The following is a 19,889-nucleotide window of genomic DNA, read 5'->3' as shown; positions in this document are numbered from 1 at the left end:
TACCGCAGTGACTGTTTTACGACTGCTGCGCAGCCGGACGCAGGCTTCGCCAGCTGCTACTGTCCGCGTAATGTCTTAACTGACTGGCATTGCCAAAAGAACCCGTTTTTAACCCTTCTATATAGTAGAGCCGTCAGCACCTATATATAGAAGGGGACATTCACAGCACTCCAGCCTCTTTCAACGCAGCAACGGCTGATGCCTCCAGACCCAGCACCCGTTGCAACACCTGTAAGGTGTGCTCACCTAATAGAGGCGGGGCATGGCGGTATTCAACCGGCGTCTCAGAAAGACGGATTGGGCTAGCCACCTGTGGAACCAGTCCAGCCAAGGCATGGGGTAGTTCAATTGCCAGCCCACGAGCCTTAACCTGAGGATCGGCGAACACCTGAGCCAGATCGTTGATCGGCCCACAAGGCACACCGGCTTGCTCCAGTTGCGCCACCCATTGAGCCGTAGTCTTGAACACCGTTGCTTGACGGATCAGCGGAATCAAGACCGCCCGATTAGCCACCCGCAGCTTGTTCGTGGCAAACCGCGGATCGTCCGCCCATTGTGGCTGTCCGGCCACTTCAGCAAACTTGCGAAACTGCCCGTCATTCCCAACGGTAAGAATGAAGTCACCATCTGCGGTCGGGAAGTCCTGGTATGGCACGATGTTCGGATGAGCGTTCCCTAACCGCTTGGGCGCAACCCCTGTGGTCAGGTAGTTCATCGCCTGGTTGGCCAGACAGGCCACCTGAACATCCAGCAGCGCCATGTCGATATGCTGGCCGCCACCTTCATGATCCCGATGAGCCAGCGCTGCCAGAATTGCGACCGTCGAGTAGAGCCCGGTCAGAATATCCGTCAGTGCTACTCCGACTTTCACCGGCCCGGCACCTTCACTTCCTTCAGGTCGGCCAGTCAGACTCATCAAGCCGCCCAAGCCCTGAATCATGAAGTCATAACCGGCACGCTTGGCATAAGGCCCCGTTTGACCAAAGCCTGTGATCGAGCAATAGATCAGATCAGGGTTAAGTGCCTTGAGCGACTCATAGTCCAGACCATAAGCCGCCAGACCACCGACCTTGAAGTTTTCGATCAAAATGTCGGACTTGGCCGCCAGCTCACGCACCAGCTGCTGGCCTTCCGGACGCGTGAAGTCGATGGTGACCGATTGCTTGTTGCGATTGGCCGATAAGTAATAGGCCGCTTCGCTGGTGTTCTCGCCATAGGCGTCTTTCAGGAAGGGCGGCCCCCAGGCGCGCGTGTCGTCGCCATTACCCGGGCGCTCGACCTTGATCACCTCAGCCCCGAGATCCGCGAGGATCTGCCCGGCCCAAGGACCGGCCAGCACTCGCGACAAGTCCAATACCCGCAGATGCGAAAGCGCGCCCATGGTCGTTCTCCTATTAATAGAACGCCTGGATACCGGTCTGCGCACGACCAAGGATCAGCGCATGTACGTCATGAGTACCCTCATAGGTATTCACCACTTCCAGATTGACCAGGTGACGGGCAACACCGAATTCATCGGAGATACCGTTGCCGCCCAACATGTCACGAGCCATACGAGCAATATCCAGGGACTTGCCGCAAGAGTTGCGCTTCATCATGGACGTGATCTCGACAGCTGCAGTGCCTTCGTCCTTCATACGGCCCAGGCGCAAGCAACCTTGCAAGGCGAGGGTGATCTCAGTCTGCATGTCGGCCAGTTTCTTCTGGATCAACTGAGTAGCCGCCAGCGGCCGGCCAAACTGTTGACGATCCAGTGTGTACTGGCGAGCGGTGTGCCAGCAGAACTCAGCAGCGCCCAGCGCCCCCCAGGAAATGCCATAACGGGCCGAGTTAAGGCAGGTAAAAGGACCCTTCAAACCACGAACGTCAGGGAAAATGTTCTCTTCTGGCACAAACACGTTGTCCATGACGATTTCACCGGTAATGGAGGCGCGCAGACCTACCTTGCCGTGAATCGCCGGAGCACTCAGACCCTTCCAGCCTTTTTCCAGTACGAAGCCGCGGATGTCTCCCGCATCGTCCTTACCCCAGACCACGAAAACATCAGCGATCGGACTATTAGTGATCCACATCTTGCTGCCAGTCAGGCTGTAGCCGCCTTCCACTTTGCGCGCACGAGTGATCATCGCGCCAGGATCGGAACCATGGTCAGGTTCAGTCAGACCGAAACAACCGATCCATTCACCAGAGGCAAGCTTGGGCAGGTATTTCTGCTTCTGTGCTTCAGTGCCGAACTCGTTGATTGGCACCATTACCAGAGAAGACTGCACGCTCATCATCGAACGATACCCGGAGTCGACTCGCTCGACTTCACGGGCAATAAGTCCGTAGCTGACATAGTTCAGGCCGCTGCCACCGTATTGCTCTGGAATGGTGGCACCCAGCAGGCCGATTTCACCCATCTCGCGGAAAATCGCCGGGTCAGTCTTTTCATGGCGGAAAGCTTCGAGAACCCGCGGAGCCAGCTTGTCGCGAGCAAATTGCTCAGCGCTGTCGCGCACCATGCGCTCTTCTTCAGTGAGCTGTTGATCCAGCAGCAGGGGATCGATCCAGTTAAAGCTAGCTTTACCGCCCATGAGTGAGTCCTCGCGAAGTAGGTCAAATATCGTGGACTGATCCTAGGCCTGGCTCGCGGATACAGCAAACGAGGATTTTGCATACTGTTGTGCTAATTTCTCACTCCGAGATAGCGCTAAACTACTTACTGGCGCTTTATTAGTGAGATTGCCGTACATGCGCAGAAAAATCCCCAGTACAGCTGCACTGATCAGCTTTGAAGCAGCAGCTCGGCACGAAAGCTTTACCAAGGCTGCGCAAGAGCTCTCCCTTACACAGGGAGCCATTTGTCGGCAGATCGCCAGCCTGGAGGAATTTTTGAGCGTCGAATTGTTTCGACGCTCACGCCGGGGAGTGAAGCTGACCGAAGCAGGGCTGTCTTATAGTCGCCGGGTCGCGACACAGCTGGATGCCGTCGAGCGCGATACGCTCTCGGTGATGGGACAGCAGGGCGCCAACGTCATCGAGCTGGCCGTAGTCCCCACCTTTGGCACTCAATGGCTGCTGCCGCGGCTCAAGGACTTCCAGCAGCAACACCCCGAAGTCACGGTCAACCTTACCAACCGTACCCGGCCTTTCCTGTTCGCCGACACTGACTTTGATGCGGCGATTTATTTTGGCGATGCCGATTGGTCAGGCACCGAGTCCCATCGACTGATGGGCGAAACCCCCATGCCGGTTTGCAGCCCGCGACTTCTGGGCATTCGAAGCCAATTGAGCGCCGAAGAAATCGCCGAACTGCCTCTGCTGCAACAAACCACCCGACCTTATGCCTGGCGTCAGTGGTTCAGCTCACAGAACCTGAATGTCCCTCGAGACATGACAGGACCGCGTTACGAGCTATTCTCCATGCTTGCCCAGGCCGCCATGCATGACATGGGCATCGCATTGATTCCACCATTCCTTATTCAGCGGGAGTTAACAGAGAAGCGGCTGGTGATCGCCAATCCCCAGGCGCTGTCCAGCATCAAGGCGTATTACCTGATGATTCCTGACCGAAAGGTCGAATCGGCATCCTTACGGGCATTCAGGGATTGGTTGGTGAGGCAGGCGCAGAGCTACAGCTTAGAAGAATAGGGGCTTTCAGGCTTTAGTTGACCTGGTAGTCAGCAAATGTAAATTACTACAGATATAACTATATGTCGCATTTTAGAAAACTGTACCGGAAGGAGGGACAATCGTCCCATAAGCGCCAAAAGACGTGGCTTGCGGCATCTATTTTGAAGCAATGCGGCTTCATTCACAGCGTCGATGTATAAATTCTTGAAATCCAGCAAAAACCTATACAAGGCACGGCTTACAAGGGATCAAGCGCTACTGTTGCGACATTCGGTCACAGGGTGACTTGTAGTTAATTTTCCGTCACCCGTCATAATCCCTTGAAGGGCACAAAGTTCGCCTGCAAAATGCCGCGCCCCGCCTTGATTACACGGGGTCGTGCTGATCGGCCGCCCCAGCAGCACCATCCGGAGTGCGCTGGCCTTCTTATAAAGATCAAATGCAATAAGATCATGCAGGAGATTTGACGTGCACATTGGTGTTCCTCTCGAAACCCAGACGGGTGAAACGCGGGTTGCTGCAACCCCTGAAACCATCAAGAAGCTGATCGGCCAGGGTCATAAAGTCACTGTGCAAAGCGGCGCAGGCGTTAACGCCAGCGTTGTCGACAGTGCCTATGAAGCAGTAGGTGCGACCATTGGCAGCGCCAGCGAGGCGTTCGGTGCGGAGCTGATTCTTAAAGTGGTCGCGCCCAGCGACAGCGAACTGGCCCTGATCAAACGCGGCACCGTGCTGGTGGGTATGCTCAATCCGTTCAGCAATGAAACCATTGCCAAGCTGGCTGAGTGCGGTATCACGGCCTTCGCGCTGGAAGCCGCTCCGCGCACCTCCCGCGCACAAAGCCTTGATGTACTGTCTTCCCAGGCCAACATCGCCGGCTATAAAGCCGTGTTGGTGGCCGCTTATCACTATCCACGCTTCATGCCGATGCTGATGACCGCCGCAGGCACGGTGAAAGCCGCGCGGGTGCTGATCCTCGGCGCAGGCGTTGCCGGTTTGCAGGCGATTGCTACCGCCAAGCGTCTGGGTGCAGTGATCGAAGCCTCGGACGTGCGTCCGGCGGTGAAGGAACAGATCGAGTCCTTGGGTGCCAAGTTCGTCGACGTGCCTTACGAGACCGATGAGGAACGCGAATGCGCCGTGGGTGTCGGCGGTTATGCGCGGCCAATGCCTGCCAGCTGGATGCAGCGTCAAGCGCTGGCGGTACACGAGCGCGCCAAGCAGGCGGACATTGTCATTACCACCGCGCTGATCCCGGGTCGCAAGGCACCGGTATTGTTGAGCGCGGAAACCGTCGCGCAAATGAAGCCCGGCTCGGTGGTCATCGACCTCGCGGCAGCTCAAGGCGGCAACTGCCCGCTGACGGTAGCCGATCAGGTGATCGTCGCTCACGGCGTGACCATCGTCGGCCATACCAACCTGGCGGCGCAGGTCGCTGCAGATGCCTCGGCGCTGTATGCCCGCAATCTGCTGGACTTCCTGAAGCTGGTCTTCACTCCAGAAGGCCAATTCCAGCTCAACCTCGAAGACGACATCGTCGCCGCGTGCCTGATGTGCCGCGACGGCCAAGTCATCCGCAAAAACGCCTAAGCAGGGATTCAGACGATGGAAGAGCTTATCTCCCCCGGTATCTACAACCTGATCATCTTCGTGCTGGCGATTTATGTCGGTTATCACGTGGTCTGGAACGTTACACCTGCACTGCACACGCCATTGATGGCGGTGACCAACGCCATTTCGGCAATTGTCATCGTCGGCGCCATGCTCGCTGCTGCTTTGACCGTGACTCCGCTGGGTAAAACCATGGGCACCCTGGCTGTGGCTTTGGCCGCGGTGAATGTGTTCGGTGGCTTCCTGGTGACCCGCAGGATGCTTGAGATGTTCAAGAAGAAAGCGCCCAAAGCTGTGAAAGAAGAGGTGCAGAAGTAATGAGCATGAATCTTGTAACGACGCTCTATTTGATCGCGTCGATCTGCTTCATCCAGGCCCTGAAAGGCCTGTCGCATCCGACCACTTCCCGACGCGGCAATGTGTACGGAATGCTCGGAATGGCCTTGGCGATTGTCACCACCATCGGCCTCTTCTATAAGCTGGGGGCCGAGCTGGCCACGGCCGGAATCGGTTACGTGATCGTCGGTCTGTTGGTCGGCGGCACGGCCGGTTCGATCATGGCCAAGCGCGTCGAGATGACCAAGATGCCGGAACTGGTCGCTTTCATGCACAGCATGATCGGCATGGCGGCGGTGTTCATCGCCATCGCTGCCGTCGTCGAACCGCAGTCTCTGGGCATCGTCAAACAACTGGGTGATTCGATTCCGGCCGGTAACCGCCTGGAGCTGTTCCTCGGCGCAGCAATCGGTGCCATTACCTTCTCGGGTTCGGTGATCGCCTTCGGCAAGCTGTCGGGCAAGTACAAGTTTCGTCTATTCCAGGGCGCACCGGTACAGTTCAGCGGTCAGCATAAGTTGAACCTGATCTTGGGCCTGGCAACCTTGGGCCTGGGCATCACCTTTATGATGACCGGTAACTTCGGTGCCTTCGCGCTGATGCTGGCTCTGGCCTTCGTGCTCGGCGTGCTGATCATCATCCCGATCGGCGGTGCCGACATGCCGGTCGTGGTGTCGATGCTCAACAGCTACTCCGGCTGGGCCGCGGCCGGGATCGGCTTCTCGCTGAACAACTCGATGCTGATCATCGCAGGTTCCCTGGTGGGCTCGTCCGGTGCGATCCTCTCGTACATCATGTGCAAGGCGATGAACCGTTCGTTCTTCAACGTACTGCTTGGCGGCTTCGGTAACAATGCAGATGCCGCTGGCCCGGCTGGCGCGAAAGAAGTTCGTCCGGTGAAATCCGGCTCGGCTGACGACGCGACCTTCCTGCTGACCAACGCCGACACCGTGATCATCGTTCCAGGTTATGGCCTGGCGGTCGCCCGGGCGCAACACGCGCTTAAAGAGCTGACCGAGAAACTGACCCATAATGGCGTGACCGTGAAGTATGCGATTCACCCGGTAGCGGGTCGTATGCCAGGTCACATGAACGTCCTGTTGGCTGAGGCCGAAGTGCCTTACGACCAGGTGTTCGAGATGGACGACATCAACTCCGAGTTTGGCCAGGCCGATGTGGTGCTGGTACTGGGTGCCAACGATGTGGTCAACCCGGCCGCGAAGAACGATCCAAAATCGCCGATTGCCGGCATGCCGATTCTCGAAGCGTTCAAGGCCAAGACGATCATCGTTAACAAGCGCTCGATGGCCAGCGGTTATGCCGGTCTGGACAACGAACTGTTCTATCTGGACAAGACCATGATGGTTTTTGGCGACGCCAAGAAGGTCATCGAAGATATGGTCAAGGCAGTCGATTAAACCCTGCTTTCGCGCAATACCGAAAACCCCGGCCTGAAGCAGGCTGGGGTTTTTTATTGCCTGCTAAAAACCGACCAAAGGCTCTAAATCAAGGCCCGGCATTCGACCATGGTCGCGGGACGTTTTTTTTTGAAATCACTAGACTGCGCATCTTGCTTCCGTTGCCCGAGATAACAATCCATGTACCGTGATCGTATCCGCTTGCCTTCGTTGTTGGATAAGGTAATGAGCGCTGCTGACGCTGCCGCTCTGATTCAGGACGGCATGACCGTCGGCATGAGCGGCTTCACCCGCGCCGGCGAAGCCAAGGCCGTACCCCACGCACTGGCCGAACGCGCCAGGTTCATGCCACTGAAAATCAGCCTGATGACCGGCGCCAGCCTGGGCAACGACCTCGACAAGCAGCTCACTGAAGCCGGTGTTCTGGCCCGCCGTATGCCGTTCCAAGTCGACAGCACACTGCGCAAGGCCATCAACGCAGGCGAGGTGATGTTCATCGACCAGCACCTGTCGGAAACCGTGGAGCAACTGCGCAACCAGCAACTCAAGCTGCCGGACATCGCAGTGATTGAAGCCGTGGCGATCACTGAGCAAGGCCACATCGTGCCGACCACCTCTGTAGGTAACTCGGCCAGCTTCGCGATCTTCGCCAAACACGTGATCGTCGAGATCAACCTGGCACACAATCCCAATCTGGAAGGTCTGCACGACATCTATATCCCGACCTACCGTCCGACCCGCACACCGATTCCGCTGGTCAAGGTTGATGACCGCATCGGCAGCACCGCCATCCCGATCGACCCGGCCAAGATTGTCGCCGTGGTGATTACCAATCAGTCCGACTCGCCCTCCACTGTACTGCCGCCGGATAGCGAAACCCAGGCTATTGCCGACCACCTGATCGACTTCTTCAAACAGGAGGTCGACGCCGGGCGCATGACTAACAAGCTCGGACCTCTGCAAGCCGGTATCGGCAGCATCGCCAACGCAGTGATGTGCGGGCTGATCGACTCGCCATTCGAAGACCTGACCATGTACTCCGAAGTCCTGCAGGACTCGACCTTCGACCTGATCGATGCCGGAAAACTGAGCTTCGCCTCGGGCAGCTCGATCACCCTGTCGAGCCGTCGCAATACTGATGTGTTCGGCAACCTTGAGCGCTACAAGGACAAACTGGTACTGCGTCCACAGGAAATCTCCAACCACCCCGAAGTAGTTCGTCGCCTGGGCATCATCGGCATCAACACCGCGCTGGAGTTCGACCTGTACGGCAACGTCAACTCCACGCACGTCTGTGGTACGCGGATGATGAATGGCATCGGCGGCTCAGGCGACTTTGCGCGCAATGCGCACCTGGCGATCTTCGTCACCAAGTCGATTGCCAAAGGCGGCGCGATCTCCAGCGTGGTGCCAATGGTCAGCCACGTGGACCATACCGAGCATGACGTCGACATCCTCGTTACAGAGCAAGGCCTGGCCGACCTGCGGGGCCTGGCGCCGCGGGAGCGGGCGAGGGCGGTCATCGACAACTGCGTGCATCCGGCTTATCGCGAAGCATTGAACGACTACTTCAATGCGGCCTGCGCAGTGGGCGGGCACACTCCGCACATCCTGCGTGATGCACTGAGCTGGCACATCAACCTGGAGGAAACCGGGAAAATGCTCGCGGTGTAATTGATACAGTTGGCAGCTGACGCAAATGCAATTTCGTCAGCTGCTCATAGCCGCAGGAACACCCGCCTAAAACTGTACTGCTGTACCGGTCTTTTCCTACCGAAATCTCCTACCTTTCAGAGCTCAACACCCTAAAACGCACCATAATAGTGCTGATAGGTACAGTTGCCTCAATTATGAGCAGTACAGCACCTATAAACAGTTAACTGGCCCATCACAATACAGGTGAACTGTATCTAGAGAGACTTGCGCAAGAGGAGGATCATTGGCATCAGTTAAACCACTACCTAATCCCGCCATAAGCGGAAGGATGTCAACCATGGAACGTACACTCAGTTCCGACCTGTTCTTCGAAGACAATGCTGTAAACACCCAGGCTTCCATGCCTTTTCGCGTTATCGCCAACCTGATGCTGTGGCAGCGCCGCATCTCCAGCCGCCATCAACTGGCTCGCCTGGATTCGCGTCTGCTGGCTGACGCAGGGATTAGCGAAGCTCAACGCTACGAAGAGCTGAGCAAGCCGTTCTGGCGCTAAGTTAGCGTCGCTGGCTCTGGCCCTCCGGGCCCACCGCCAGCAACCCGAATTGCACAAACAAAACCCGTCGCAGGCAACTGCGACGGGTTTTGTCGTTTCAGAACCTGTAATCGAGCCTGTACAGAAGATCTGTTTCCTGACAGATACAGTTAATAAACAAGTTAAATTGAACCAGTACAATTTAACGCTGGTGTATCTGTATCCACCAATGCCCAGAGAACAAGATGGTGCCCCAGGGCCGGTACCTCGGCCTGCTCGCAAGGACTGCACCATGAATCGCCTACTGGATACATCGATACCCAACTCTCAACAGCGTTCGTTCGCCAGTGGCCTGGGTCGGCTGTTTGCAGCACTGGCTCGGAGCATGGAAAGAACCCGCACCCGACACTTGCTGGCCCAACTTAATGCTCAGCAACTGTCCGACCTGGGCATCAGTCACTCCGATCGGCTGGCTGAACTGGATAAACCATTCTGGCGCTAGCCGTACACAGCAGACGAAACGGGACTATTCGAACAGACACTGTGCGGCCTAATATCCGGCAAGAACGTGGCGAACACTGCAGAGCGTGCGTCTGATGCCCAAGGCACTACGCAACTCGCAGTGGCTGCCCGGTGTTTTGACCCGCTCCACTTTTATCTGTTTATTCACAGGAGTTACCCCCCCAATGTCCCGTTTTCGCCTGCTCAGCGCTGCAGCCCTGCTGGCCGTAGCCGCCAATGCGCATGCCTCCAGCCTGATCGTCACCACTGATGCCATTGTCGGCGCGCTCAAGGGCACATCCGACGCCTCGTCCGATGCCACTTCGTCATTGCGTGACCACAAGATCGTCCTCGCGGCCCGTGACGACGCTGCCAGCTTCGTCGCCAGCGAAGGCGCCATTCGCGGTGTGAAACTGGAAAGCGCTTTTGATTACATTCGCCATCAGGCGCCGCAGTTGAATGCGACCGACGCACAGCTGGCCCAGGCCATCCTGGCGATCTGACCGCAGGTCGGGAAGCGGGGCGCAAACGCTGCGTCCCAATCCTTCGGCGCTGGCTCTGGCCCAGGCATTACGCTAGCCTTGGCGCTCGTTTTCAGCTATCGAGCCTCATGCGCTTTCTCTCAGATCTGCTCATCGCCCTGGCATTTATCGCTGTCTGCTGGACAGGTTCGGTCCATGCCTTCGACCTCAGCACGCAAGGCCTTGTAGTCAGCGGCTACGCCACAAGCAAAGTGACGTCCGCGCCCTTCGACAATAAACTGATACTCGCCGCACAGGATGACGCCGCAGCCTTCATTGCCAGTGATGGCCAACTGCGAGGCGCGCAACTGGAATCCGCCCTGGTTTACCTGCATCAGACCCAACCAAAACTTCGTGCCAGTGACCTTGAACTGGCACAGGCAATTCTCGTCCAATAATTACCCATGCTTTTCGGAGTCGTTCCATGCGCAACCCGCTGATTGCTGCCACCCTTGGCCTGCTGCTGTTGGCCGACGCGGTCCAGGCGCACACCCTGGTAGCCACCAGTAACATGATTGTTCGCGCCTCCCGGCGCACAATCGATTTCACTTCCGATACCACCACGTCCATCCGTGACTCAAAAATCGTGCGTGAAGCCCACGACGATGCGGCCAGTTTCGTCGCCAGCAATGGTGATATCCGTGGCGCGCATCTGGAAGCCGCTTTCAACACCTTACGCACCCGCGTACCTGAAGCCCGCGATGCCAGCGATCAGGTACTCGCCGAAGCCATCCTCGCACTGTGAAGCCGCTCGCCGCCTGGATACTGGCCGGGGTTGTTTCGCTGCTGGCCAACACGGCCCAGGCCGACCTGCAATTACGGCTCAAGACCGATGGTCTGAGCCCTGCTGAGCAACACGCCAGCCAGGCACTGCTCGATGAAGCCGTACAGGCTCTGCCACCACGTTTTACCGAACAACTGGACCGCCGCATCGATGTTGACTGGACCAACGACATGCCAGGCAACGCCTACGGCGAGGCGTCGCTGGTGGCCGAACTTGAGCTCAATCGCAACCTGCTGGCCGGTCTCACCGACGGCTCCGCCGCGACGAAAAAAACCAATCGCCCCCACGGCACCGTGCGCCAGGAAATGCTCGCCACGGTGTTGCACGAACTGACCCACATCTACGATCGCGCGCGTTTATGGCCGGACGCCGAACGCACGCTGATCCAGCGTTGCACACGGCAGAACAACAGCTCAGGACTGATCGGCATCCCGGACCAATGCCGTGGCCAGACAGCGCGGCGCTTTACCCTCAGTGATGACCCGCGCCTGCTGGATCTGGCCGGCTGGCCACAATACGTCGGGCGCCGTGGCGAACGCGAGCAGCACAACCGACAGATCGCCCGCAGCCCGGATATCTACGAGACAAGCAATCCGAAAGAGTTCGTTGCGGTCAACATGGAGTACTTCCTCCTTGACCCGAGCTACGCCTGTCGTCGTCCCGCGCTGTATCGCTACTACAAAGAACATTTCGGCTGGGCGCCCGCCGCCAGGGACACCTGCGCCAAGTCTTTCGCGTTCCTCAACGCCGGCAATGACTTCGCCAAACAACCGCTAGGGCAGGTCGATCCGGAGCGGGTGTATGCCGTCGACTATCTACTGGCCGAAGCCAACCAGAACTGGGTCAGCCGCTGGGGTCATAGCATGTTGCGGCTGGTGATCTGCGCGCCTGGCCGTCCTCGTGGGCCAGACTGCCGACTGGATCTGGACCAGCATCTGGTGCTGTCCTATCGCGCCTTTGTTGGCGACGTGCAATTGTCGAGTTGGGATGGTCTGGTCGGAAAGTATCCGTCTCGACTATTCGTGTTGCCGCTGGCGCAAGTCATCGACGAATACACCAAGACGGAACTGCGTAGCCTGGCCTCGGTGCCTCTCAACCTGTCGCGTAGCGAGATCGAAGACGTGGTCGAGCATGCGGCCGAGATGCACTGGAGCTACGACGGTAACTATTTCTTCCTGTCCAACAACTGCGCGGTCGAAAGCCTCAAGTTGCTACGCAGCGGCAGCAACAACCCACAGCTGACCGGCCTGGACAGCATCATGCCCAACGGTTTGCTGGAAGTGCTCAAGGGCCGTGGTCTGGCGGACACCAGTGTGCTGGACAACCCGCGCGAGGCCTTGCGTCTGGGCTATCGCTTCGACTCGTTCCGCGACCGTTATCAGACAATGTTCGAGGTGTTGAAGAAGCATCTGCCGATCAAGCAGAACAGCGTCGAAGACTGGTTATCGCTGAGCGCAACAGAACGTCGCCAATGGTTCGATCAGGCCGACCTGCGCACCAGTGCTGCCTTGCTGCTGCTGGAGCAGGCGAGTTTCCGTCAGCAATTACTGCTGGCTCAGAATGAAGTCAAACAGCGTTACCTCGGTGCGCGCGAGCTGAAAAATGGCGGCATGGATAAAGCCAGCGGCACTTTGCAGCAGATCCTGGCTAACAGCGGCTTCCTCAGCCGACCGGCCGAACTGCTAGGCAGTAGCGGTTACGGCTTGCCTCAGGCCAGTGAGTGGAAGCGGCTGGAATCGGAGAGCAGCCTGCGTCAGAAACAGCTGCAAGCCTTGACCGGCGATCTTGATAAAGAAGTCCGAGCCTTGCTCGAGCCAGGCCGCGCGGCGGAGATTGCGGCGAATGAGGCCAATCTCAAGCAGGTAGGCGAGCATTTGCGGGCGTTGCACAAGGCAGCTGGCGGGCTGGAGCTGCCTTAACCCTGTAACAACTGCCGAACGCAGCCTGGCGGCAGCTGCTACAAGTCCTGGATACGTCCGACATACAACTCGTCAGTCATTTCATCAGCGAAAGCTGGCTGAAAGCTTCCACGATTAGGATCGCCCTCACTGCCGGCACCAGACCGGTTGGCCAAAGCGAGCGTTTCGACCTCATGCGGCCCAATTAACAACAACAATGGTGATTCTGATGTTTGCTGCGACCCGCCTGCTTGCCCCGACTCCCCCCGTACGCCTCGTGCTTTCCGTTCTGCGCTGACCCCAATCGGTTCGCCATTCCCTAGCCGCGCTACGCCTGGAGTATTCCTATGCTGACTTTCCTTGGCTTTGCCATGGTCATCACGTTCATGTTCCTGATCATGACCAAGCGCCTGTCGGCGCTGATCGCGTTGATCATCGTTCCGATCCTGTTCGCCTTATTCGGTGGTTTTGCACCGAAAATCGGCCCGATGATGCTCGAAGGCATCACCAAACTAGCCCCGACCGGGGTGATGCTGATGTTCGCCATTCTCTATTTTGCCTTGATGATCGACTCCGGACTGTTCGACCCGGCGGTGCGCAAGATCCTCAAACTGGTCAAGGGCGATCCGCTGAAAGTCTCGGTCGGTACCGCGGTACTGGCACTGATCGTGTCCATGGACGGTGATGGCGCCACAACCTATATGATTTGCGTGGCCGCCATGCTGCCGCTCTACAGCCGCATCGGCATGAGCCCGCGGATCATGGCCGGTTTGATCATCCTCGCCGGCGGCGTGATGAATATGACGCCGTGGGGCGGCCCGACTGCTCGCGCAGCCAGCGCCCTGCATGTCGACCCGTCGGACATCTTCGTTCCAATGATCCCGGCGATGCTCGCCGGTGTCGTGGCGATCCTGGTCATTGCCTACATGTACGGCAAACGCGAACGTGCGCGTCTGGGTGAGTTGCACCTGCATGGTGACGAAATCGACCACAGCGAAATCAGCGTTTCGCAGTTCCCGGATGCCCGTCGTCCGAAACTGATCTGGTTCAACGGCGCACTGACTCTGGCGCTGATGTGCACACTGGTCGCCGGTCTGCTGCCATTGCCGGTGTTGTTCATGGTCGCCTTCAGTATCGCCATGATCGTCAACTACCCATGCCTGCAGCAACAGAAGGACCGCGTCGCGGCCCACGCCGGTAGCGTACTGGCAGTGGTCGGACTGATTTTTGCCGCGGGTATCTTCACGGGCATACTGTCAGGCACCGGCATGGTCGACGCGATGTCGAAAAGCTTGCTGTCGGTGATCCCGGACGCACTCGGCCCGTACCTCGCCATGATCACTGCGCTGGTGAGCATGCCGTTCACCTTCTTCATGTCTAACGATGCTTTTTATTACGGCGTATTACCGGTTCTCGCCGAAGCCGCCAGCCACTACGGCATCACGGCTGTGGAGATGGCTCGTGCTTCGATCGTCGGTCAACCCGTCCACTTGCTGAGCCCGCTGGTGCCGTCGACCTATCTGCTGGTGGCGCTGGCCGGAATCGAATTCGGTGATCACCAGCGCTTCACCCTCAAGTGGGCAGTGCTGGTATGCCTATGCATAATGTTCGCTGCTTTGCTGATGGGGATTTTTCCGCTGTTCAGCACTCTATAGGCCCAAGACTCACCGCGCCGGGCCTGAACTTCGATTCTCGAAGCATGGCCCGGCGCGGTTTAACACTCGCTCAAAGGAATACACATGGAATGGCTGACCAACCCGGAAATCTGGGTTGCCTTCTTTACGCTGACCGCCCTGGAAATCGTCCTGGGCATCGACAACATCATCATGATCTCGATCCTGGTCAGCCGCATGCCCAAGCACATGCAGGCGCGCACGCGGATTTTCGGATTGGCGCTGGCCATGGTCACGCGGATTCTGTTGTTACTGTCGATCACTTGGGTCATGCGTCTCACGGCTGATCTGTTCGTGGTCTTCGGCCAGGGTATTTCCGGTCGCGACCTGATCCTGTTCTTCGGTGGCCTGTTCCTGCTCTGGAAAAGCTCCCAGGAGATGTACCACGCGCTGGAGGGCGAAGATGAAACCGACGGCGAGCCGACAGGCAAGGGCGGTAATTTCTTTTACACCATCATCCAGATCGCGATCATCGACATCGTCTTCTCCCTGGACTCAGTGATCACCGCAGTCGGCATGGTTTCCCATGTGCCGGTCATGATCGCTGCAATTATCGTCGCGGTACTGGTGATGATGATGGCTTCCGGCACCATCAGCGAATTCATCGACAAGCACCCGTCGCTGAAAATGCTCGCGCTGTCGTTCCTTCTGGTGGTCGGCACGGTCCTGATTGCCGAGGCCTTCGATGTGCATGTACCAAAAGGCTACGTCTACTTCTCCATGGCGTTCTCGCTGGCGGTGGAAGCGATCAACATCAAGATGCGAACTGCCATCGCGAAAAAGCGCAAACAACAAGATCCCGTGAAACTACGCAAGGACATTCCGGGTCAATAACCTGAGAGCGCGCAGTTAAGGAAGGGGCTTTCGAGCCCCTTTTTTGCGCCTGCACGCTGTCACAAAAGAAGCTGAATTAATGACAGTTTTGTTTCAATCGACTCTTTAGCTATGCGATGCTGGCGCCCAACACCTTAGCCAGCTACAGCTTAAGTACAGAACGTAAGACGTCGCGCGGCACCGTCGACTTGCCCCTTTGGGGCGCTATTCACCACAGGGGCCCCAGCATGCTGACCCTGCTCAATTTACTATCCGCCGTGACCTTATTGATTTGGGGCACGCACATCGTCCGAACCGGCATCCTGCGGGTCTACGGCTCGAATCTGCGCCACGTGATCAGCCAGAATATGTCCAGGCGCCCGCTGGCCTTTGTCGCCGGAATTCTGGTAACCGCCATGGTCCAGAGCAGCAACGCCACGGCCATGCTGGTCACTTCGTTCGTTAGCCAGGGCTTGATGGCGCTGACGCCCGCGCTGGCGACCATGCTGGGCGCCGACGTTGGTACAGCGTTAATGGCACGGGTACTGACCCTCGACCTGTCCTGGCTGTCGCCGCTGTTGATTTTTCTTGGGGTGATTTTCTTTCTGTCGCGTAAACAGACCCGCGTCGGACAATTGGGGCGGGTTGGCATCGGTCTGGGGTTGATCATCCTCGCCCTGCAACTGATCGTCGAAGCCGCTGTGCCCATCACCCATGCGCAAGGCGTGAAGGTAGTATTTGCCTCCCTGACCGGCGATATCCTGCTCGACGCCTTGGTCGGCGCGCTATTTGCGATGATCTCCTACTCCAGCCTTGCGGCGGTCCTGCTGACGGCGACCTTGGCCAGCGCGGGCGTGATCAGCCTGCCAGTGGCCATCGGCCTGGTGATCGGCGCGAACATTGGCAGTGGTGTGCTGGCCTTCCTCAGTACCAGCATGCAGAACGCCGCTGGCCGGCAAGTGGCACTGGGTAGCCTGCTGTACAAGCTGATCGGCCTGCTGTTGATCATCCCTGTACTCACTCCGCTGGTGAAGTGGATGGACGCTCTGCACTTCCGACCTCAAGGGCTGGTGATCGGTTTTCATCTGCTCTACAACTCCGTGCGCTGCCTGCTGTTGTTGCCCAGCGTCGGGCCGATGGCACGGATCTGTAGCTGGCTACTACCCCAGCGCTCGGAAGCAAACGGGCTGGCTCGACCCCGCCACCTGGACTCGACTGCCCTGGTCACACCGAGCCTGGCGCTGGCCAACGCGGCGCGGGAAACCCTGCGTATCGGCGACCTGATCGACAACATGCTTGAAGCGATGCTCGATGTGCTGCGCGGTAAACAAACCGCTGTCACCCTGGAAGTACGCCGTTTGAGCGACGACGTTGAGGTGCTTTACAGCGCGATCAAGCTGTATCTGGCGCAGATGCCCCGCGAGGACCTCGGCGAGCAGGACAGCCGCCGCTGGGCCGAAATCATCGAGCTGGCGATCAACCTGAAGCTCGCAGGGGATTTGATCGAGCGCATGCTGCGCAAGGTTCAACAGCAGAAGACCTCGCAACGCCGCTCCTTCTCCGATGTGGGCCTGGAAGAACTGGTGGACTTGCACAGCCAACTGATCGCCAACTTGCGCCTGGGCCTGTCGGTATTCCTCAGCGCCGACAAGGAAAGCGCACGGCAACTGCTGCGTGAAAAACGCCGCTTCCGCGCGCTGGAACGGCGTCTGGCCCATGCTCACGTCAGCCGTCTGCAACGCAAGATCGTGCAAAGCATCGAGACCAGTTCGCTGCATCTGGAGTTGATTGCAGACATGAAGCGTCTGAATTCGCTGTTCTGCAGCAGCGCCTATGCGGTGCTGGAGACCACCGACACCGGAGCGCTGGCGGTGGACGATGTTGCTGACATCACACATTCGCCTTGAACGTCTGGCTTTGGTAGAAGTCAGTTAAAACTGAAAGCGCGACCGTTTCGCGGATCGTTCGCAGCCTTCGGCAGCTCCTACCCCGCCAGGAAGCCCGTCATGCGTTGCCTGTTGTTCGTTTTTCTGTTGCTCGGCTCAACCCATTCTATTGCCCTGGATCGTTTCCAGGTCGAGGGCTATCTGCTGCCCAACGGCCTGCAATTGCTGCTCAAACCCGGCAGCGAACGCGGCCATGTGGCGATTCGTCTGGTAGTCGGCGTTGGCCTGGATGATTTCAGCTGTGCCAACAAGGAGCTCCCGCACCTGTTCGAACACTTGCTGTTCAGCGGCATCGATGCCAGCGGTGAGGGCGGGCTGGAAGAACGCATGCAGGCACTGGGCGGCGAATGGAACGCCTACACCAGCAACGCCGACACCACTTTCGTCATCGAAGCCCCAGCGAAGAACCAACGCAAAGTCCTCGATCTGTTACTGGCACTGCTGACCCGCACCGAGATTGACGACACTGCCATCGCTGCCGCCAAACAAGTCATCGAACGTGAAGATGGCGGTCATTATTCGCACCTGCAGCGCTGGCTGGACCGCCAGGACCTGGGTCATAAGGCCAGCAATCAGTTGGCGGTGGAACTCGGTCTCAAATGCACCGAGCGGGCCGAGGTCGACCACCTGACCCGCGAACAACTGGAGCAACTGCGCAAAGCCTGGTACGCCCCCAACAACATGACCCTGATCGTCGTCGGCGAACTTGACCGCCTGCTGCCGGCGTATCTGGAACGCACCTATGGGCAACTGGATCCGGTCGACCCCAGCGAGCACTTGCCACTGCCCGAAATCCAGACCAAAGCTGCCCCGCAGCGCAGCTTGATCCAGGGCTGGGCCGGTGGTGGCGCCAAACTGCACTGGCTATTCCCCGAGCCAGTACTGGACAACCAACCCGACGAAACCTTCGACCTGCTCAAGGACTACCTGGATTGGGAGCTGTATCGCCAACTGCGCCTGGACCATGGGCTGTCCTACGGCCCCTGGAGCGAACGCGAAGTGTTCGGTGGCGTCGGTTTTTTCAGCCTGAACGCCGACCTGGAGCGCGATGATCTGCCGCAGGCTGAGCAAGTGCTCAATGACATGAAGGCCCGCCTGCTCAAGGACGGACTCGACCCCACCACCTTCGCTCGCCTGCAGCAGGCCGCCGTTGCCCGTCAGGCGTGGGCAGTGCAAGGCAATAGCGCTCTGGCCGATTACTACTGGAGCGCGCTGGGCGATTACGAGGATGGGCGTTTTGCCGACCCGGCCAGACGCCTGCAAGCAGTCAGCCTGGAGCAAGCCAACCAGGCCATGCGCCAGTTGCTCAACCAGCCCGGCTACTTGCGCATCGAGAAGTCCTTGCTCAGTTATGACGCGTTGAGCGGGCTGGTTGCAGGCATATTCGCTCTGTTGATGACGTTACTGCTCGGCGGGCGGTTTTATCGTAAACAGATCCGCTCTAGACGCAGCTAAGACGTTATTCTGTCGGGGATTTTTCCCTTGAGACTGCGAACCGCCGAATGCCTGACTGGACTCTTTACATACAGCGCATGCTGGAGCTGATGAAACGCTATCCAGGAGTGATAGCACTCGGCGGTTTTATCTCTGGGATCGGCAGCTTCATTCTGGTGGATCGCCAGCAAAGCCTGGCGACCTGGATCACAACCATCATGCTGGTGAGCTGGGTCTGGCTGATGCTGGAAAACAGTCTCACCCAACTGTTCACCAAGGTCTTCAAGCGCGAGATCCCGCAGCCCTTGCTGCGTTATGCGACGCAGATGATCCATCAGGAAAGTCTGTTCTTCGTCCTGCCGTTCTTCTTTATCACCACCACCTGGAACAGCGGGCAACTGGTATTCACCAGTCTACTCGGCGCGGCGGCACTGATTTCGATTACCGATCCGCTGTATTACAAATGGCTGGCACCACGCCGCTGGCTGTTTCTGGCACTGCACACCCTGACGTTGTTTGCCGCGTTGCTGACGGCGTTGCCGATCATTGTGCACCTGACCACCACTCAAAGCTTCATGCTGGCGCTGGGCATCGCCATGCTGTTGTCTTTCCCGAGCCTGGCGTCGAGTTTTCCAATCCGCAACTGGCGCGGAGGGCTGATGTTACTGGGGATAACATTGGCTATCGGCTGCGCCGGTTGGCTGCTGCGCTCCTGGGTGCCACCGGCGACCCTGTGGATGACCGAGGTGGCGATCAGCACTGAACTCCAGGGCAGAACCCCTGGCGACGACCTGGACGAAGTCAGTGCCAGCCAGGTGCGCAGCAGCGGTCTGTATGCCTACACGGCGATCAACGCGCCACGGGGGCTGGACGAGCGGATTTACCACGTCTGGCAGTTTGAGGGTAAAGAGGTCGACCGCATCGCGCTGGATATTCACGGTGGGCGAAAGGAAGGCTACCGGGCCTGGACCCACAAACAGAACTTTCCGGACAATCCGGTTGGCCGCTGGCAGGTTCGCGTGCTGACCGAAGACGGTCAGATGATCGGCGTATTGCGCTTTGACGTGACCGACAAAGGCCAAGGCGTCGAGACGCCTGGCGAGGCAAAGTAACCGTGATCGTGCTATTACGTAGCACTGTGTAATAGCCGA

18 protein-coding genes are annotated in these 19,889 nt (G+C 58.2%); 16 read left to right on the top strand and 2 right to left on the bottom strand.

The features are described from left to right. Positions 1-160 precede the first annotated feature (160 nt). Positions 161-1,381, bottom strand: coding sequence for a CaiB/BaiF CoA transferase family protein (locus AC07UI_RS03580; RefSeq protein WP_494991169.1), 1,221 nt, complete (start codon positions 1,379-1,381; stop codon positions 161-163). A 13-nt stretch (positions 1,382-1,394) separates the two neighbouring features. Continuing rightward, positions 1,395-2,576 (bottom strand): acyl-CoA dehydrogenase, encoded by a 1,182-nt coding sequence (locus tag AC07UI_RS03575; RefSeq protein ID WP_494991168.1) that lies wholly within the window; start codon positions 2,574-2,576, stop codon positions 1,395-1,397. 157 nt (positions 2,577-2,733) lie between these two features. Between AC07UI_RS03575 and AC07UI_RS03570 the strand changes: the two genes are divergently transcribed. From AC07UI_RS03570 to AC07UI_RS03495, 16 genes are all read left to right on the top strand, one after another. Then, positions 2,734-3,633 (top strand): LysR family transcriptional regulator, encoded by a 900-nt coding sequence (locus AC07UI_RS03570; RefSeq protein WP_494991167.1) that lies wholly within the window; start codon positions 2,734-2,736, stop codon positions 3,631-3,633. Positions 3,634-4,083: 450 nt separating this feature from the next. After that, positions 4,084-5,205 (top strand): Re/Si-specific NAD(P)(+) transhydrogenase subunit alpha, encoded by a 1,122-nt coding sequence (locus tag AC07UI_RS03565; protein WP_494991166.1) that lies wholly within the window; start codon positions 4,084-4,086, stop codon positions 5,203-5,205. Positions 5,206-5,220: 15 nt separating this feature from the next. Next, positions 5,221-5,544 (top strand): NAD(P) transhydrogenase subunit alpha part 2, encoded by a 324-nt coding sequence (locus AC07UI_RS03560; RefSeq protein WP_005783507.1) that lies wholly within the window; start codon positions 5,221-5,223, stop codon positions 5,542-5,544. Next, a complete protein-coding gene (locus AC07UI_RS03555; protein ID WP_494991165.1) occupies positions 5,544-6,980 on the top strand; it encodes an NAD(P)(+) transhydrogenase (Re/Si-specific) subunit beta in 1,437 nt (478 codons plus the stop codon). The genes AC07UI_RS03560 and AC07UI_RS03555 overlap by 1 nt, the downstream gene beginning before the upstream one ends. A 180-nt stretch (positions 6,981-7,160) precedes the next feature. Then, positions 7,161-8,654 carry a succinyl-CoA:acetate CoA-transferase ScpC gene (scpC, locus tag AC07UI_RS03550; protein WP_494991164.1) on the top strand — a complete coding sequence of 498 codons (1,494 nt, stop codon included), beginning with the start codon at positions 7,161-7,163 and terminating at the stop codon, positions 8,652-8,654. Positions 8,655-8,973: 319 nt separating this feature from the next. Next, positions 8,974-9,189, top strand: coding sequence for a DUF1127 domain-containing protein (locus tag AC07UI_RS03545; protein ID WP_494991163.1), 216 nt, complete (start codon positions 8,974-8,976; stop codon positions 9,187-9,189). A 271-nt stretch (positions 9,190-9,460) separates the two neighbouring features. Next, positions 9,461-9,670 carry a DUF1127 domain-containing protein gene (locus AC07UI_RS03540; protein ID WP_494991162.1) on the top strand — a complete coding sequence of 70 codons (210 nt, stop codon included), beginning with the start codon at positions 9,461-9,463 and terminating at the stop codon, positions 9,668-9,670. A gap of 184 nt (positions 9,671-9,854) precedes the next feature. Continuing rightward, positions 9,855-10,172, top strand: a complete 318-nt coding sequence (locus AC07UI_RS03535) for a DUF2388 domain-containing protein (RefSeq protein ID WP_494991161.1) — start codon at positions 9,855-9,857, stop codon at positions 10,170-10,172. 107 nt (positions 10,173-10,279) lie between these two features. Continuing rightward, on the top strand, positions 10,280-10,588 hold the full coding sequence (locus AC07UI_RS03530; RefSeq protein WP_494991160.1) for a DUF2388 domain-containing protein: 309 nt from the start codon (positions 10,280-10,282) through the stop codon (positions 10,586-10,588). Positions 10,589-10,614: 26 nt separating this feature from the next. Continuing rightward, a complete protein-coding gene (locus AC07UI_RS03525; RefSeq protein WP_494991159.1) occupies positions 10,615-10,935 on the top strand; it encodes a DUF2388 domain-containing protein in 321 nt (106 codons plus the stop codon). Continuing rightward, positions 10,932-12,893, top strand: a complete 1,962-nt coding sequence (locus AC07UI_RS03520; protein ID WP_494991158.1) for a DUF7844 domain-containing protein — start codon at positions 10,932-10,934, stop codon at positions 12,891-12,893. Before AC07UI_RS03525 ends, AC07UI_RS03520 begins: the two co-directional genes overlap by 4 nt. Positions 12,894-13,219: 326 nt before the next feature. Then, positions 13,220-14,527 carry a CitMHS family transporter gene (locus AC07UI_RS03515; protein WP_494991157.1) on the top strand — a complete coding sequence of 436 codons (1,308 nt, stop codon included), beginning with the start codon at positions 13,220-13,222 and terminating at the stop codon, positions 14,525-14,527. Between the two features lie 84 nt (positions 14,528-14,611). Then, complete coding sequence (locus tag AC07UI_RS03510) at positions 14,612-15,379, top strand: TerC family protein (RefSeq protein ID WP_494991156.1); 768 nt, start codon at positions 14,612-14,614, stop codon at positions 15,377-15,379. 227 nt (positions 15,380-15,606) lie between these two features. After that, the gene (locus tag AC07UI_RS03505) at positions 15,607-17,265 is read left to right on the top strand and encodes a Na/Pi cotransporter family protein (protein ID WP_494991155.1); all 1,659 of its coding nucleotides are present in this window, start codon (positions 15,607-15,609) and stop codon (positions 17,263-17,265) included. Positions 17,266-17,364: 99 nt separating this feature from the next. After that, positions 17,365-18,759 (top strand): M16 family metallopeptidase, encoded by a 1,395-nt coding sequence (locus AC07UI_RS03500; RefSeq protein WP_494991154.1) that lies wholly within the window; start codon positions 17,365-17,367, stop codon positions 18,757-18,759. Positions 18,760-18,806: 47 nt separating this feature from the next. After that, a complete protein-coding gene (locus AC07UI_RS03495; protein ID WP_494991153.1) occupies positions 18,807-19,850 on the top strand; it encodes a DUF5924 family protein in 1,044 nt (347 codons plus the stop codon). The last annotated feature ends 39 nt before the right edge of the window (positions 19,851-19,889 follow it).

Source organism: Pseudomonas sp. GW821-FHT04C07, assembly GCF_059420325.1.
The sequence above is the reverse complement of the archived record's forward strand: the minus strand, read 5'-3'. Positions and strand labels throughout refer to the sequence as shown.